The following is a 17,163-nucleotide window of genomic DNA, read 5'->3' on the forward strand; positions in this document are numbered from 1 at the left end:
AGCCATATTTTGCCGCGAACACAGACGAGTCTTACCCGAGCGAGCGCGCCAGCGCGTCGAGAAACACGCGCTGGGCGGCGGGCTGATAGTCCCGCGACTGATAAATGCCAAAAATACCGATCGGCTTTGGCGTCAATTCGCTCAGTACCGGTACCAGGGCTCCCTTCTGCAGGGCGTCCTGCGCCTCACGCTCGGGCAGCATGGCAATACCGCAGTGGTTGATGGCGGCATCCATCAACAGGGACGATATGCTCGCGCTCAGATTACCGCTAACGGCCACGGACACCGGTTCGCCTTCGGCGGTAATAAAACGCCACGACTGCCCGGCAAAAAAGCTGTAATGCAGGCAGTTGTGTTCTGCTAAATCCTCCAGCCGCGCTGGCGTGCCGCGCGCGGCAAGGTATTGCGGCGAGGCGCAGAGCACCGAGCGACACTCCCCGAGCCTGCGGGCGATCATCCCCGGCTCGGGGGTATCGGTAATACGGATAGCCACGTCAATGCGTTCGCCCACGAGGCTGACGGGATGATTATTCACGTCCAGCTCGACGCGCATCTGCGGAAAACGGGCGAGCAGATCCGGCAGCACCGGGGCGATCGCCTGCATCGCCGTGAAATGCGCGCAGGCGACGCGCAGCGTGCCGGACGGCATGTCGCTTGCGGACTGACCCTCAATTTCCTGCGATATCTGAGACAGCGTGCGCGTTTTTTGCAGCACCTTTTCCCCTGCGGCGGTCAGCGTGAGCTTGCGCGTCGAGCGGTTAACCAGCCGCGCGCCCGCCCATTTTTCCATCTGTTCCAGGTAGCGGCTGACCATAGGGCGAGAAATCCCCAGCGCTCTCGCGGCGGCGCTTAGGCTTCCCAGTTCACATATGCGGTTGTAGACCTGAGCGGCAATCACGCGATCCATTTGTAGCTCCATCTGCTCGATTTATGAAACTTAGCATCTCCTGTTTCAGGAATAGTGGCAAATACTATGTTCTCTATAATAAAGACTTTCCAGACAACAGAGACACGATGATGAAGCTTACCCACCTTGCCGCGCTTGGCGCCGTTTTTACGCCGGTTGCGTTTGCCGCGCCGCTGACCGTTGATACTTACAATCCGCAGGAGAAAGCGATTTTTGCCGTCTCCTCGACCCTGGTTTCCGGGCCGAAGGAAGCCGTGCTGTTTGACGCGCAGTTCAGCGTGAAGGACGGCGAGGCGCTGGTCGAAAAAATCCGCAAAAGCGGTAAAACGCTGAACAAAATTGTGATTACTTCCGGCGATCCGGACTTCTATTTCGGCCTGCAGCCGCTGGTGAAGGCCTTCCCGAACGCCAAAGTGGTTGCGACCCAGCGCGTTGTTGACCATATCAAGGCCACTAAGGACGCGAAGCTCGCCTACTGGGGCCCGCAGATGAAGGACGGTGCGCCAACGGCGCTGTTCGTTCCGCAGGTTCTGGCCTCAAACACGTTTACCATCGACGGCGAGAAAGTGGACGTTGAAGACGCGGACAGCTATGCCGCTTACGTCTGGATCCCGTCGGCGAAAACCATTTTGGGCGGAACCGGCGTATCGTGGGGGATCCACGTCTGGACGGCGGATACGCAAACCAAAGCTGCGCGCCAGCAGTGGCAGCAAACGCTGGCGGCGATGGCCGCGCACGGACCAGAGCGCGTGATCCCTGGACACTACCTGGGTACGCCGCCAGCGGGAACTGGCGCCATCGACTTTACGCACCGGTATTTGCAGCGCTTTGAAAAGGCGCTGGCGGATAGCAACCATTCCGCGGGCGTCATCACCGCAATGAAAAAACAGTATCCCGACCTGGCGGAAGAGAGTTCTCTGGAACTTAGCGCCAAAGTGAATACCGGCGAGATGAAGTGGTAATAACCTGAATTTCTCCTGCTATATTTATTATTTTATAGCAGGAGAAAAAAATGCCTTCTACGGTAAGAGGAATTGACCACATTGGTATTACGGTACCGGACATTGAACAAGCTACTTTATTTTTTGAACACGCCTTTGACGCGCGCGTTTTATATCACTCCGTCACGCCGAACAGGGATAACATTGACCACGATGCCCAGGAACATACGCTGAGGCTATTCCCCGGCACGCGCATACGCGCAATACGCATGCTTGCCATGCCCCACGGGCCTGGGGTTGAGCTGTTTGAAATGCACGGCCCTGAACAAGGACATCCCGCACGCGCCAGCGATTTCGGGCTACAGCATTTCGCCGTCTATGTCGATGATTTTTCAAAGGCGATTTCGTCATTTACCGCGGCCGGTGGTGAAATGTTCACCGAGCCCAAGCCGCTTACCTTTCCGGATGAACGCGGAGAAGGCAATGCGTTTTGCTATGGGCAAACGCCCTGGGGCAGCATTGTCGAACTGATTTCCTGGCCCTCTCCTATGCCGTATGAAAAAAAGACCGCGCTACGCCGCTGGAAGCCCTAATTTTCATTTCCTTCCTGAGAAAATGTTATTTTATTTCCAGGACGAATCTTAGCCACATCAGCAAAAATATTTGCGACTCTGTTCAGGAATTAAATTTTTGCGAGCCGTACCATTAAACAGACAACGACACGGAGGCAGTATGTTTACTTATTACCCGGCCAATACGACTTCAGCACAGCCCGAACTTGTTAATGCTATTGCACAAGGTCTCCACGCGGAGCGCGGTGCGGTTACTGAAGATGACATTTTAATGGAGCTCACCAAATGGGTTGAGGCCTCTGATAATGACATCCTCAGTGACATCTACCAGCAAACCATTAACTACGTTGTCAGCGGCCAGCATGCCGCTTTCTGAAAATCTGCTAAGCTGGATCTGCAACCTAAGGGGTTACATTTCGCTTGCGCAAGCAGGCTTGTCCTTAAAACTATCAACAGGATTGAGGAGTTAACATGAAATCGAACCGTCAGGCACGCCATATTTTGGGGCTGAACTACAAGCTGTCGAACCAACGTAAAGTGGTGATCGAGGGCGACAGCGAAACGCAAGTCACCCACGCTACCGGCAGAAAACGCCACGCAGGCAAGTAAGTCCCGCTAAGAAATCCACAACACCATCGGCAAAACCGATGGTGTTTTTTTTATGTGGTGCGGTAATTCATATTCAGCTCCTTTATACTATCTCCCGAACCGCAGCCCTCAGCACAGCCCAGAAAGATGATAAACGACAGTGTCAGGGACGGATCTTCAAAAATTGAGTGAGTGACATGGACAACAAACTGAAAAAACATCGTTCCCTTTATATTCCGTACGCCGGACCCGTTCTGCTCGAATTTCCCCTGCTCAACAAAGGCAGCGCCTTCAGCATGGAAGAGCGCAGCAGCTTTAACCTGCTTGGCCTGCTGCCGGAAGTGGTCGAAACCATTGAAGAACAGGCGGAGCGCGCCTGGATTCAGTATCAGGGCTTCAAAACCGAAATCGATAAACACATCTATCTGCGCAACATCCAGGACACCAACGAAACGCTTTTCTATCGCCTGGTGCAAAACCATCTCGAAGAGATGATGCCGGTGATTTATACCCCTACGGTCGGCGCGGCCTGTGAGCGTTTCTCCGAAATTTACCGTCGCTCGCGCGGCGTGTTCATCTCCTGGCCGAACCGTCACAACATGGACGATATTCTGCAGAACGTGCCTAACCACAACATCAAGGTGATCGTAGTGACCGACGGGGAACGTATTCTGGGCCTCGGCGACCAGGGCATCGGCGGGATGGGGATCCCCATCGGCAAGCTCTCTCTGTATACCGCCTGCGGCGGCATCAGCCCGGCCTATACCCTGCCGGTGGTGCTGGACGTGGGGACCAACAACCAGCAGCTGCTGAACGATCCGCTGTATATGGGCTGGCGCCACCCGCGCATTACCGACGACGAGTATTATCAGTTTGTTGATGACTTTATCCAGGCCGTGAAGCACCGCTGGCCGGACGTGCTGCTGCAGTTCGAAGATTTTGCCCAGAAGAACGCCATGCCGCTGCTGAACCGCTATCGCGATGAGATCTGCTCGTTTAACGACGATATCCAGGGCACCGCCGCCGTCACCGTCGGCACGCTGATTGCCGCCAGCCGCGCGGCGGGCAGCCAGCTCAGCTATCAGAAAATTGTCTTCCTTGGCGCAGGCTCCGCCGGGTGCGGTATCGCCGAGCAAATCATCTCCCAGACCCAGCGCGAAGGGTTAAGCGAAGAGCTGGCCCGCTCCCGCGTGTTTATGGTTGACCGCTTCGGCCTGCTGACCGACGGCATGCCGAACCTGCTTCCGTTCCAGACCAAGCTGGTGCAGAAACGTGAAAACCTGAAGAACTGGGATACCGACAACGAAGTCCTTTCCCTGCTTGACGTGGTGCGCAACGTGAAGCCGGACATTCTGATCGGCGTATCCGGGCAAACCGGTCTCTTCACCGAGGAGATCATTCGCGAGATGCATAAACACTGCGAGCGCCCTATCGTGATGCCGCTGTCTAACCCTACCTCGCGCGTGGAAGCGACGCCGCAGGACATCATTGCCTGGACCGAGGGCAACGCGCTGGTCGCAACCGGCAGCCCGTTCGACCCGGTGGTGTGGAAAGATAAGGTCTATCCGATTGCCCAGTGCAACAACTCCTACATCTTCCCGGGGATTGGTCTGGGCGTGATCGCCTCCGGCGCGTCGCGCATTACCGATGAGATGCTGATGTCCGCAAGCGAAACGCTGGCCGGTTATTCTCCGCAGGTGAACAACGGCGAAGGGCTGGTGCTGCCGGAGCTGAAAGATATCCAGAAAGTGTCCCGCGCGATCGCGTTCGCGGTCGGTAAAATGGCGCAGCAGCAGGGCGTGGCGGTGAAAACCTCCGCAGACGCCTTGCAGCAGGCTATAGACGATAACTACTGGATGCCGGAATACCGAAGCTATCGTCGGACGTCGATTTAACGTTGCGCTCGACCGTTTCCTTGTCGTGGGCTTTGATGGACGTTACCTCCGCCCGTCCCCGATAAGCCGGAAGGAATTAGCCGAAGACAAAATTGCCGGGAGCCCGGATTGTTAAGGAGGCGGCGGTGAGCCTCCTTAACACGTTCACAAGTCGTGTGATTTCAGAGTTGCAAGGCTCGTAAAGTGAACGTTACAACCACCACAGTCGTATGTTCCCCCTCACCCCAGCCCTCTCCCTCAAGGGAGAGGGGGTTTTCGGTGCCAGAGTGTAATATGTGGGGAGCCCACCGCCTAGTGCGAGATACCCTCTAGCCAAACTCTCTTTCCCCCGCTACACTCCCTTCATTCATTAACCCACTGAATATATAAGGAGGCCAATTATGCTGTACTGTGAAATTTTCAATGTTTCACATACACTTGGTGATCGCACCAGCTCAAGCGTTATCGGTATCGTGCTGCGATAACTTCTGCTTGAGCGAAGACACCAACCCCTGAAATCCCTTCTCTCGGGCTTACTGAGTTATCGTCAGCGATGTTTGACGAGGCATACACATGCCTGTAACTCTTGGGTAAGCAACAATGAGCACTTTACTCACTGCACAATCTTTACGCGTTGAAACGGCGTTTGGCACGCTCTTCGACTCTCTCTCCTTTACGCTGAAAAAAGGCGACCGCATCGGCCTGCTGGGCGATAACGGCTGCGGCAAAAGCACGCTGTTAAAGATCCTCGACGGCACCGACTCCCCTGCTTTCGGCACCGTTGCGCTGGCCGGGCATTGCCTGCTGGCGCGCGTGGAACAGCACCTGCCGCAGGAAATCCTCTCACTGACTATGCTGGACGCGGTCCTGGCACAACTCCCTGTCGCTGAACGGGAAAGCCTGCGCTGGAAAGCGGAAACGCTGCTGGCGGGAATGGGCTTTACGCCGCACGATATGGCGCTGTGCGCGGCCACGCTCAGCGGGGGCCAGCACACGCGGCTGCTGCTGGCGCGGGCGCTGATTCGCGATCCGGACCTGCTGCTGCTTGACGAGCCCAGCAACCACCTCGATCTGCCAACCCTGCTCTGGCTGGAGCAGTTTTTACTGAGCTGGTCGGGAAGCTTCGTGCTGGTCTCGCACGACCGGCAGCTGCTGGACGCCGTCACTAACGGCAGCTGGATCCTGCGCGATAAAACGCTGCACTACTTTGCCCTGCCCTGCACGACGGCGCGAAAGGCGCTGCTGGCGAAGGACGAAAGCGACGCGCTGCGCCACAAGGCCGAGCAAAAGGAGATTGACCGCGTTGCCGCCAGCGCCAGGCGGCTGGCGACCTGGGGCAAGGTCTACGACAACGAAGATCTGGCCCGCAAGGCGAAGCAGATGGAAAAACAGGTCGAGCGGCTGAAGGTAAGCCAGACCGCGCTCACGGCGGGCAGCCCGTGGACGCTCACCCTGCGCGGCGACGCGCTGCGGGCTGACCGCCTGCTGGAGATGGTAAATCTTGCCGTACCGCCCGCGCCCGGCCTGCCCGCGCTGTTCAACGTGGACATTGCGCGGCTGAAAAGCGGCGATCGCGTGGCGATTGTCGGACGCAACGGCTGCGGGAAATCCTCCCTGATGCGGCTTATCTGGCGCCAGATGACCGAAGAACCGGCGGAGGACGGGCTGAAAATCCACCCTCGCGTTGCTCCCGGCTACTATGACCAGACGCTAAACCAGCTGCCGGACAACGCCACGCTGCTGGACGCGCTTGAGCCGTTTGCGCCCCATCCGCAGGATCGCAAGATGGCGCTGATCGGCGCCGGTTTCCCGTGGGCGCGCCACGGGCAGAAGGTCACCACCCTTAGCGGCGGAGAGCGTTCACGGCTGCTGTTTGTTGGGCTGACCCTCGCCCGGTATAGCCTGCTGATGCTCGACGAGCCGACTAACCATCTGGACATGGAAGGCAAAGAGGCGCTGGCTGAAACCCTGCTGCAGTTTGAAGGCGGGGTTCTGCTGGTGAGCCACGATCGCCAGCTGATTAGCCACAGCTGCAACCGCTTATGGCTGATTGAGGACGGCGCGCTCAGCGAGTGGCACGACGCGGAAGCCGTGTTCGCGCGGCTGCGCGAATCGTCCGGCGTCATGCTGCAGGCGACAATCGACAAGGCAAGCTCAAAGCAACCTTCACCTTCGGACGATCTGCTTGAGCGCCTGGTGACGCTGGAGACGCTGCTTGCCGAGGACCTGGCGCGCAAGCCGAAGCATCAAAAGCCGCAGCTTCAGGCGCAGTGGCGCGAGGAGATTAAAAACCTGGAACAACAGCTGTAGGCCTGCGCCCGGCGGTTATCCCGCCGGGCCAGTCAATCACTCCAGTGCTTTGGCATTTCAGGCAGTTGCATTCCCCCTCTTTATTAGAGGAACGCTCTTTTCTTAATCTGAAATTACCTGAATTTATTAAATAATGTTACGGTTGCCTTGCAATAGTACGCCAAAGTATTAATCCTTGAGGGGTAGCATGCGCAATGCAGAATCTCGTCATGAACAAGGAGAAACCTATGAAGGCTGCTGTAGTTACACACGATCACCAGGTTAACGTCACCGAAAAAACATTACGCCCGCTTAAGCATGGCGAAGCCCTGCTCAAAATGGAATGCTGCGGGGTATGTCATACCGATCTTCACGTTAAAAACGGTGATTTCGGCGACAAAACCGGCGTGATCCTGGGACACGAAGGGATTGGCATCGTGAAAGAGATTGGGCCTGGCGTGACCTCGCTCAAGGTGGGCGATCGCGCAAGCGTAGCGTGGTTCTTTGAAGGCTGCGGCCACTGTGAATACTGTAATACCGGGAATGAAACCCTGTGTCGCGACGTGAAAAACGCCGGTTATACCGTTGACGGCGGCATGGCGCAAGAGTGCATCGTCACCGCCGATTACTCGGTCAAAGTGCCTGACGGACTGGATTCCGCCGCCGCAAGCAGCATCACCTGTGCCGGGGTGACCACCTATAAAGCGGTGAAAATCTCCTACATCAAGCCGGGCCAGTGGATTGCCATCTACGGCCTCGGCGGCTTAGGGAACCTCGCGCTGCAGTATGCGAAAAACGTCTTCAATGCGAAGGTTATTGCCATCGACGTGAACGATGAGCAGCTCAAGCTGGCGGCCAGCATGGGCGCTGATTTAACCATTAACTCGCGCAGCGAAGATGCCGCTAAAATCATTCAGGAGAAAACCGGCGGCGCGCACGCTGCGGTGGTCACGGCGGTGGCAAAAGCGGCGTTTAACTCGGCGGTAGATGCCGTGCGCGCGGGGGGCCGCGTGGTGGCCGTGGGCCTGCCGCCGGAGTCGATGAGTCTCGATATTCCGCGTCTGGTGCTGGACGGCATTCAGGTTGTGGGGTCGCTGGTGGGCACGCGTCAGGATCTGGTGGAAGCGTTCCAGTTTGCCGCCGAGGGCAAAGTGGTTCCGAAAGTGGCAATGCGCCCGCTGGAGGATATCAACGCCATCTTTAAAGAGATGGAACAGGGCCAGATTCGCGGCCGCATGGTGATCGATTTACGTTCGTAAGATCTCTGCCGGGTGAAGGCGTCGCCCTGCCCGGCTTCTCTTCAGGAAGACCGCCTGTCGGCAATCCACTCCTGCACTTCAATCTGAAACGTATCCGGCGCTTTGCGGTACATTTTCCGCGCGAGATCTAAAATCGTGTGCCGCGCCAGCTCCTCCTCCATCCGCTGCTGGGCGCTGTCCATCACCGAGCGCACGCCGCACGGGCCGTCACACGCCCACGCGGGGGGCGCTTCATCGAACACCGCCAGCCGCTGGCGCACTTCCCGACATTCAAACATGTTTTTTTCACCGTCAATGGCGTGCGCCACGTCCAGCACCGAGATCAGCTCGGCCGGACGCGCCAGCCTGAAGCCCCCGCCCTTGCCTTCGGTACTGCTCACCAGACCGGCGCGCGACAGGCGCGTGAAGATCTTGCCCAGGTAGTCGTAAGGCACGCCCTGCAGCGCCGCCATCTCCCGGACGCTCATCTCGCGCTCGTTCCCTTTAGCATCGACCATGCACATCAGGCTATGAATGCCGTATTCCACGCCGGAACTGTAAAAAGCCATGATTAACTCCGAAATTATTTATCCGGGTCATTATAGCGGCGTTCGGCATGATAAACACCGCGATCGTTACCGCAACTGATTAACCTGCTGATTTTTGGAACCATTTAAATTTAACTCAGAAAGGAGTTGTCGCAGTTAACTCCGACAAGTATAGTTGCAGTTATGTCAGACACCCAGCCTGACGACCAAAAGGATCGAAGATGAAAAAGCAGATTTTAATTGTGGGTAGTGGTTTTTCCGGTATGTGGGCTGCGGTCAGTGCCTCTCGCCTGTCCGCGCTGACGGGAAATAACGCTCTGTCGATTGCCGTTCTGGCGCCCGTCGCAGAGTTGCGCGTTCGTCCACGTTTTTATGAAGAAAAGGTCGCCACGCTGGTTGCGCCGCTGAGCGATCTCTTTAGCGAACTGGACATTGAATTTATTGCGGGTAGCGCGGAACGTATTGATACAAATGATAAAATCGTTGTCTGGCGCGATGCGAATGGCCAGGAAATGACCGTAAGCTATGAGCGCCTGGTGCTGGCAACGGGTAGCCAGACTAAACGTCCACCGATTGCCGGGCTGGCTGAATATGCGTTCGATATCGACCAGCTTGGATCCGCTCAGGTCTTTGAGCAGCACCTTGATTCGCTGGTTGCGCGCCCTTCGACGCCCGAGCGTAACACCGTGGTGGTCTGCGGCGGTGGTTTTACCGGTATCGAGCTGGCGACCGAACTGCCTGCCCGCCTGCGCGCCCGTTTCGGCGAAGATACGCAGACTAAAGTCATCGTAGTTGAAAGGGGAGCGGTCATCGGCGGACGCTACAGCGAGGCGCTGCGTAAAACCATTGCGGATGCAAGCCTTGAGCTGGGCGTAGAGTGGCGTTTGAACAGCGAAATTGAAGCGATAGATGACGGCGGCGTGACGCTGAAGAACGGCGAGCGTATTGCGACATCCACCGTCGTGTGGACCGCTGGCGTCGAAGCCAACCCGCTGAGCCGGCAGATCGGCGGCGAACGCGATAGCCAGGGACGCCTTATCGTCAATGAAAACCTGCAGGTGCCGCAGCACCCGGACGTTTACGCCACCGGCGATATGGCGCATGCCCAAACCGACGACGTAGGCAACACGGCGCTGATGACCTGCCAGCACGCCATTCAGCTCGGCAAGTTTGCGGGCCATAACGCCGCGGCCAGCCTGCTTAATCAGCCACCGCTGCCTTACCGTCAGGTGAACTATGTGACCTGTCTGGATTTAGGGGGCTGGGGCGCGGTCTATACCGAGGGCTGGGATCAGCAGGTGAAATCGGTTCGCGATGAGGCGAAGAAAATCAAAATCGCCATCACCAACGAGCTGATTTACCCGCCCGCGGCAGACCGCAGCGTCGCGTTTGCGGCGGCCGATCCGCTGGCGAAATTCGTGTAGGGAGTATCCCGTCAGGCTAGCGCTCGCGCGTTAGCCTGCGTACGTTTAGCCTGTCGGTAGCCGTAGATCAGTAGCGATCCCATTGCCAAGAAGGAGAGCAGCGCCGCGGGCAGCGTGACGTAGCTCCAGCTAAAGCCGAACGTGATCATCATTCCGCCAAAATAGGCGCCAATCGCGCTGCCCAGATTGAACGCCATCTGGCCTCCCGCCGCCCCAAGCAATTCTCCTCCCTTCGCGTTTTGCAGCAGCAGGATTTGCAGCGGCGCAGAGAGCGCAAACAGCCCGGCGCAGCAGATGAACCCCATCGTCAGCGACGCGGTCGGGTGCTCGCCAAATGCGAAGAGCAGCAGCAGCGAGGCGACGATGACCAGGTCGGTGGTGGCCGCAATGCGTAACGGGCTAAAACGGCCGGACAGTTTCCCGCTCATCAGGTTGCCCAGCACCATCCCTAGCCCCATCAGCATCATGATGGCCGTCATTCCCCCTTCGGAGAAACCGGATACGTTGAGCATAAAAGGCTTAACGAAGCTGAACCAGGCAAAGACCCCGGCGTTGCCAAACAGGGTGGCGGCGAAGATAAGCCACGGCTCCGGGCGCTTGAGAAAATGAAACTGTTCGGTCAGCCGGTTTTCCGTTTTGTCATAGACGTTAGGTACCCACGCCAGCACGGACAAAATCACCAGCGCGTCGAAGGCGGCAATCAGCCAGAAGGTGTAGCGCCAGCTGAACGCATGTCCCAGCCAGGTGCCGAGCGGTACGCCCACCAGGTTGGCGACCGTCATCCCGGCAATCATGCCCGCAACGGCCACCGTCACCCTGCCCGGCGGCGCAATTTTCGACAGCAGGATCGCGCCGACGCCAAAGATAGCGCCGTGGGGGAAGCCGGAAATCAGCCGCCCGACCGCCAGCCCGGTGTACGTCGTCGACAGGCTGAAGATGGCGTTACCGATGACGCACATTGCCACCAGAAACAGCAGCGTGGATTTCAGCGAGAACCTGTTAGAAAAGAGCGCCACAATCGGCGCGCCAATCACCACGCCAAACGCATAGAACGAGATCATGTTCCCGGCGGAGGGAATGGATATCCCGGTATCGTGCGCCAGCTCGGTGAGGACGCCCATAATGCCGAACTCGGCCATGCCGAGACCGAACGTGCCGAGCGCCAGCGAAAAGATCGTTTTTTTCATACCGCAACCACAAAGAAAAGAGAAGCAACCGGCATTATTGACCAAACTGGTATGGTGAACCAGTTCAAAACCGATCTCTGACACGTTAGTCCATTTATTCAGGTCGATTACACTTCAGGAAGACCCGCAATGAGGATGACAGGTATGGGCAGCAAAAAGAACGCGAGCAAAGCGGTTGGTGACGCAGCAAAAGCGCCCCTCAAAACCAAAGAGTATGAAAAAGAGCTGCGCCGCCTACACGTAGAGCTGGTGAAGCTCCAGCAGTGGGTGGTCAGCAAAGGCCTGAAGGTGTGCATCGTGTTTGAGGGGCGAGACGGCGCGGGCAAAGGCGGCACCATCAAAGCGATAACCGAGCGCGTCAGCCCCCGAGTTTTCCGGGTTGTCGCCCTGCCGGCCCCCACGGAAAAGGAAAAGAGCCAGCTCTATTTGCAGCGCTACGTTTCCCACCTGCCTTCCGCGGGAGAAATCGTCATCTTCGATCGCAGCTGGTATAACCGCGCGGGCGTTGAGCGCGTCATGGGCTTTTGTACCGAGGAACAGGTGGAGAGATTTCTCGACGGCACGCCGGTGATGGAAAAAGCGATGGTTGATGCGGGGATCATCTTACTGAAATACTGGCTCGAAGTGACGCCAAAAGAGCAGGAGCGCCGCCTTCGCGACCGGATTAACGACGGACGCAAAACGTGGAAGCTGTCGCCGATGGACATTAAATCGTTCAACCTGTGGGATGAGTATACCGTCGCGCGGGATGAGATGTTCAAAGCCACCGACACCGCGTGGGCACCGTGGTTTGTTGCCCGGTCGGAGGATAAAAAACGCGTGCGGCTCAATATTATTTCGCACCTGCTCTCACAGATCCCCTATAAAGACCTGCATATCGAAACGATGGATTTACCGAAGCGTAAAATCGGCAAGGTGAAGCCGACAAAATACCCGTTCAGGTATGTCGAAGAACGGTTTTAGCAAAACGCCGCCGGTCAACACCGGCGGCGCTTACGCTATTTCAGCCCTTTCGTGCTCTCTTCCTGCGCCTCCATGCGCTCAACGTCGCGGTACCAGCGCGGATGGTGCTTCTGCGCCCAGCGGCGGCTCACCTTCCCTTCGATCATCCCCTTAATCGAGCCTTTCACCCAGAATGCCATATACATATGGATCAGGATGGCGTGGATCAAAATGATGGCCGACGTGGCGTGGATAAGCAGCGCGTAGCGCACCACCTGAATCGGGAAATAGTGCGCAAAATACGGACGCCAGATGATCACCCCGGTCACCAGCAGCACGAAAATCATGCTCATGATGGTCCAGAACATCATCTTCTGCCCGGCGTTGTATTTGCCGACTTTTGCGACCTTATGCTCGTTACCCTTCAGAACCTCGACAATCCCCTTCACCCACGGAATGTCCTGCTTGTCCGGGATGTTGTGGTGGACGAAGCGCACGAACATAAACATCAGCACCACGAAAATCAGCACGCCGAAGAACGGGTGCAGGATGCGACCCATCTGCGGCGTACCAAAGGTTTCCGTCAGCCACTGCAGCGTCGGGAAGAAGAACGAAATTCCCGAAACCGCCACCAGGAAGAAGCAGATCACCACCGTCCAGTGACAGGCGCGGTCAATAAACTTCGTGCGCACAATCATCTTCGACTTACTCATGATGCTCCTCCTCGTCGTCGTCCACCTCTTTGTTCGGCCCAATGCCGATGTAGTGATAAATCAGCCCGGCAAAGGTGGCGATAAAGCCCGCCGCGGAGAGCGGCTTGAGCGCCCCTTTCCACAGGTTGATCGAGGTATCGATCGCCGGATCTTTCGGCAGATTGTGGTACAGCTCCGGCTGGTCGTTATGGTGCAGCACGTACATCACGTGCGTTCCCCCCACGCCCTGCGGGTTGTAAATGCCCGCGTTTTCGTAACCGCGCGCCTTCAGCTTGTCCACGCGCTGCTGCGCCACTTCGAGCATCTCTTTCTTGGTGCCGAAGTGGATGGCGCCCGTTGGGCACGTCTTCACGCAGGCAGGCTCCTGGCCCACGCTGACGCGGTCCACGCACAGGGTGCATTTATAGACCCGGTTATCCTCTTTATTGAGGCGCGGGACGTTAAACGGACACCCGGCGATGCAGTAGCCGCAGCCGATGCAGTGGTCCTGCTGGAAATCGACGATCCCGTTAGCGTACTGAATGATCGCCCCCGCGGACGGGCACGCCTTCAGGCAGCCCGGATCTTCGCAGTGCATGCAGCCGTCTTTGCGGATCAGCCACTCCAGCCTGCCGTTCTGGTCGGTTTCGCTAAAGCGCATTACCGTCCACGACTTGGCGCTGAGATCGGCAGGGTTATCGTAAACCCCGACGCAGTGCCCCACCTCGTCGCGAATGTCATTCCACTCCGAGCATGCCACCTGGCAGGCTTTGCAGCCCACGCAGGAGGAGACATCGATAAGCTTGGCGACTTCGGCCTTGTAATCCCGCGCGCGCGGCGCGGGGGTCATGGCGTTTGTCGCGGAGCGTTTAATAATGTCTTGTGTTTCCATCGCCATTTATTCGCTCCTTACGCTTTCTCGATGTTGACCAGAAACGCTTTGTACTCCGGCGTTTGCGAGTTGGAATCGCCGACGTTAGGCGTCAGGGTGTTGGCGATGTAGCCTTTTTGCGCCACGCCCTCAAAGCCCCAGTGCAGCGGAATACCAACGGTTTCCACCTGCTGGCCGTGTACGTTCAGCGTCTGCAGACGGCGGGTCACCACCGCCACGGCGCGAATAAACCCGCGCTTGCTGCTGACCGTCACGCGGTCGCCGTTGGCAATGCCCTTCGCCTTCGCCAGCGTTTCGCTGATCTCCACAAACTGTTCCGGCTGGGCGATGGCGTTAAGCCGCGCGTGCTTGGTCCAGGTGTGGAAATGCTCGGTCAGGCGATAGGTCGTTCCGACGTACGGGAACTTGTCCTTCTTGCCTAAACGCAGCACGTCGTCTTCGTAGATACGCACCACCGGGCTGGAGACCACGTTCGGATGCAGCGGGTTGGTGCCGAGCGGCGTTTCCATCGGCTCGTAGTGTTCCGGGAACGGCCCTTCCGCCAGCTTGTCGAGGGCAAACAGACGCCCCAGCCCTTCCGGCTGCATGATGAACGGCCCGGTTTTGCTGCCCGGCGCGGCGGTGTTGAAGTCCGGGATGTCGTTCCCCGCCCACTTCGATCCGTTCCACTCGATCAGCATCCGTTTTGGATCCCACGGCTTGCCGTTGATGTCCGCAGACGCGCGGTTGTACAGCACGCGACGGTTCAGCGGCCACGCCCATGCCCAGCCCAGCGTATTGCCAAGGCCTGACGGGTCGGCGTTATCGCGGTTAGCCATCTGGTTGCCCTGCTCGGTCCAGCTGCCGGCATAAATCCAGCACGAGGAGGCCGTGGTGCCATCGTCACGCAGCAGCGCGAAGCTGTTCAGCAGCTGGCCTTTCTTCGCCAGCAGGTTGCCGTTGGCGTCATAGAGATCCGCCAGCGCAACGCCGTTGTTCTCTTTGGCCACTTCCTCTGACTCAGGATGGTCCGGCTGCTTGTAGTTCCAGCTCATCTTCAGCAGCGGTTCGGCGCCCTTACCGCCTTCCGTGCGGTACATATCGCGCAGGCGGTGGTAAATACCGGCCAGAATTTCGCCGTCGTTGCGCGCTTCACCCGGTGCGTCCTGGCCCTTCCAGTGCCACTGCAGCCAGCGGCCGGAGTTGGCAATGGAGCCGTCCTCTTCCGCGAAGCAGGTCGACGGCAGGCGGAACACCTCGGTCTGAATCGAGGCCGGATCGACGTCATTGGATTCCCCGTGGTTCTGCCAGAAGGTCGAGGTTTCGGTCACCAGCGGATCGATAACCACCATGTACTTCAGCTTGCTGAGGCTGCGAACCACCTTGTTCTTGTCCGGGAACGACGCAACAGGGTTAAAGCCCTGGCAGATGTAGCCCGTGACGTTGCCTTTATCCATCATGTTGAAATACTTGATGACGTCGTAGGCCTGGTCCCATTTCGGCAGCCACTCAAAGCCCCAGTCGTTCTCTTTCTGCGCCGCATCGCCGTAGAAGGATTTCATCAGGCTGACGGCGAACTTCGGATAGTTACTCCAGTAGTTAACCTGATCCGGCAGCGTGGCTTTTGGCGTATTCGCCGTGAGCCAGGTCTGGAAATCAGTCTGTTTTTCCGACGGCAGCGTCAGATAGCCCGGCAGGCTGGTCGACAGCAGGCCGAGATCGGTCAGGCCCTGAATGTTGGAGTGACCGCGCAGCGCGTTCACGCCGCCGCCGGCCATCCCCATGTTGCCCAGCAGCAGCTGGATCATCGCCATGGTGCGGATGTTCTGCGCGCCCACGGTGTGCTGCGTCCAGCCGAGCGCGTACAGGAACGTGGTGGTTCTGTCGGCCGCGCTGGTAGACGCCAGCACTTCACACACCTTAAGGAAGTCCGCTTTTGGCGTCCCGCAGATGTTTTCCACCACCTCCGGCGTATAGCGGGAAACGTGCTGCTTCAGCAGGTTCCACACGCAGCGCGGATCGGTGAGCGTGTCGTCGCGTTTCGCGTAGCCGTTTTCGTCGAACTGGTAGTTCCAGGAAGACTTATCGTACTGGCGTTTTTCCGCGTCATAGCCGCTGAACAGGCCGTCTTCAAAGGCAAAATCTTCCCGCACCAGCAGGCCGGCGTTGGTGTAATGCTTGACGTATTCAGCGTTAATTTTGTTGTTTTCGATCAGGTACAACAGCACGCCGGAGAGGAACGTAATGTCCGTGCCGGAGCGGATCGGCGCATAAATATCGGCCACCGATGCCGTACGCGTAAAGCGCGGATCGACGACGATAAGCGTCGCATCGTTATTGTTTTTCGCTTCCATCGCCCAGCGGAATCCCACCGGATGGGCCTCAGCGGCGTTACCGCCCATCACCACTACGACGTTAGCGTTTTTGATATCAACCCAGTGGTTGGTCATCGCACCGCGACCAAATGTTGGAGCAAGACTTGCTACCGTTGGTCCGTGTCAGACGCGCGCCTGGTTGTCTACCGCCAGCATGCCGAGCGAGCGCACGAATTTTTGCGTCAGCATGCCGGTTTCATTACTTGCCGCAGACGCGCAGAGCATCCCGGTGGAGAGCCAGCGGTTAACCGTCACGCCCTGCTCGTTCTTTTCGATAAAGTTGGCGTCGCGGTCGGCTTTCATCAGCTTCGCGATGCGGGAGAAGGCTTCATCCCACGAGATGCGCTGCCATTTATCGGAACCCGGCGCGCGGTATTCCGGATAGCGCAGGCGGTTTTCGCTGTGGACATAGTCCAGCAGGCCCGCCCCTTTCGGGCACAATGCCCCACGGCTCACCGGATGATCCGGGTCACCTTCAATGTGGTAAATCGCTTCTTTGGCGTTCTTCGCGCCATCGCCCAGGCTATACATCAGTAGCCCACAACCCACGGAGCAGTATGTGCAGGTGTTGCGGATCTCTTTGGCGCGCAGCAGTTTATAGTTGCGCGCCTGAGCCAGCGCCATTTTGGGAGCGAATCCCAGTGCGGCGACTGTTGTTCCGGCCATACCGCCCGCGCAGATTTTGAAAAATTGTCTGCGGCTGACGTCCATTGCT

Annotated in this window: 15 protein-coding genes; 9 read left to right on the forward strand and 6 right to left on the reverse strand. The window is 57.8% G+C overall.

The window, feature by feature from the left end; genetic code table 11:
- Positions 1–31: 31 nt before the first annotated feature.
- Positions 32–907 (reverse strand): LysR family transcriptional regulator, encoded by an 876-nt coding sequence (locus V1599_RS13755; RefSeq protein ID WP_297123012.1) that lies wholly within the window; start codon positions 905–907, stop codon positions 32–34.
- A gap of 110 nt (positions 908–1,017) precedes the next feature.
- Here V1599_RS13755 and V1599_RS13760 point away from each other — a divergent pair, with 110 nt between their 5' ends.
- The 7 genes from V1599_RS13760 (at position 1,018) to adhP (ending at position 8,430) form a co-directional block, all read left to right on the forward strand.
- Positions 1,018–1,869, forward strand: a complete 852-nt coding sequence (locus V1599_RS13760) for a Vmh family MBL fold metallo-hydrolase (RefSeq protein WP_297123259.1) — start codon at positions 1,018–1,020, stop codon at positions 1,867–1,869.
- Between the two features lie 50 nt (positions 1,870–1,919).
- Complete coding sequence (locus V1599_RS13765; protein WP_395300251.1) at positions 1,920–2,441, forward strand: VOC family protein; 522 nt, start codon at positions 1,920–1,922, stop codon at positions 2,439–2,441.
- Between the two features lie 139 nt (positions 2,442–2,580).
- The gene (bdm, locus tag V1599_RS13770) at positions 2,581–2,796 is read left to right on the forward strand and encodes a biofilm-dependent modulation protein (RefSeq protein ID WP_297123019.1); all 216 of its coding nucleotides are present in this window, start codon (positions 2,581–2,583) and stop codon (positions 2,794–2,796) included.
- 95 nt (positions 2,797–2,891) lie between these two features.
- Complete coding sequence (gene sra / locus V1599_RS13775) at positions 2,892–3,029, forward strand: stationary-phase-induced ribosome-associated protein (protein ID WP_013096533.1); 138 nt, start codon at positions 2,892–2,894, stop codon at positions 3,027–3,029.
- 176 nt (positions 3,030–3,205) lie between these two features.
- Entirely contained in the window at positions 3,206–4,903 is a 1,698-nt protein-coding gene (locus V1599_RS13780) for an NAD-dependent malic enzyme (RefSeq protein WP_297123023.1), read from the forward strand.
- 579 nt (positions 4,904–5,482) lie between these two features.
- Positions 5,483–7,192, forward strand: coding sequence for an ABC-F family ATP-binding cassette domain-containing protein (locus tag V1599_RS13785; protein WP_395300252.1), 1,710 nt, complete (start codon positions 5,483–5,485; stop codon positions 7,190–7,192).
- A gap of 227 nt (positions 7,193–7,419) precedes the next feature.
- Complete coding sequence (gene adhP / locus V1599_RS13790; RefSeq protein WP_112010069.1) at positions 7,420–8,430, forward strand: alcohol dehydrogenase AdhP; 1,011 nt, start codon at positions 7,420–7,422, stop codon at positions 8,428–8,430.
- Positions 8,431–8,471: 41 nt separating this feature from the next.
- Here adhP and V1599_RS13795 read toward each other — a convergent pair whose 3' ends face one another.
- Positions 8,472–8,978 (reverse strand): Rrf2 family transcriptional regulator, encoded by a 507-nt coding sequence (locus V1599_RS13795; RefSeq protein ID WP_112010070.1) that lies wholly within the window; start codon positions 8,976–8,978, stop codon positions 8,472–8,474.
- A gap of 200 nt (positions 8,979–9,178) precedes the next feature.
- Here V1599_RS13795 and V1599_RS13800 point away from each other — a divergent pair, with 200 nt between their 5' ends.
- The gene (locus V1599_RS13800) at positions 9,179–10,381 is read left to right on the forward strand and encodes an NAD(P)/FAD-dependent oxidoreductase (RefSeq protein ID WP_395300253.1); all 1,203 of its coding nucleotides are present in this window, start codon (positions 9,179–9,181) and stop codon (positions 10,379–10,381) included.
- Between the two features lie 11 nt (positions 10,382–10,392).
- Here V1599_RS13800 and araJ read toward each other — a convergent pair whose 3' ends face one another.
- A complete protein-coding gene (gene araJ / locus V1599_RS13805) occupies positions 10,393–11,568 on the reverse strand; it encodes an MFS transporter AraJ (RefSeq protein ID WP_112010072.1) in 1,176 nt (391 codons plus the stop codon).
- Between the two features lie 144 nt (positions 11,569–11,712).
- Here araJ and ppk2 point away from each other — a divergent pair, with 144 nt between their 5' ends.
- Entirely contained in the window at positions 11,713–12,531 is an 819-nt protein-coding gene (gene ppk2, locus V1599_RS13810; protein ID WP_395300254.1) for a polyphosphate kinase 2, read from the forward strand.
- A 35-nt stretch (positions 12,532–12,566) separates the two neighbouring features.
- Here ppk2 and fdnI read toward each other — a convergent pair whose 3' ends face one another.
- From fdnI to fdnG, 3 genes are read right to left on the reverse strand one after another with little or no spacing between them, the layout of a single operon-like run.
- The gene (gene fdnI, locus V1599_RS13815) at positions 12,567–13,223 is read right to left on the reverse strand and encodes a formate dehydrogenase-N subunit gamma (protein ID WP_297123040.1); all 657 of its coding nucleotides are present in this window, start codon (positions 13,221–13,223) and stop codon (positions 12,567–12,569) included.
- Entirely contained in the window at positions 13,216–14,100 is an 885-nt protein-coding gene (fdxH, locus tag V1599_RS13820) for a formate dehydrogenase subunit beta (RefSeq protein WP_112010075.1), read from the reverse strand. Before fdxH ends, fdnI begins: the two co-directional genes overlap by 8 nt.
- An 11-nt stretch (positions 14,101–14,111) precedes the next feature.
- A complete protein-coding gene (gene fdnG, locus V1599_RS13825) occupies positions 14,112–17,159 on the reverse strand; it encodes a formate dehydrogenase-N subunit alpha (protein WP_395300255.1) in 3,048 nt (1,015 codons plus the stop codon).
- Positions 17,160–17,163 lie beyond the last annotated feature (4 nt).

Origin of the sequence: Enterobacter sp. ECC-175, assembly GCF_043968675.1 — a bacterium.
Lineage (GTDB): Bacteria > Pseudomonadota > Gammaproteobacteria > Enterobacterales > Enterobacteriaceae > Enterobacter.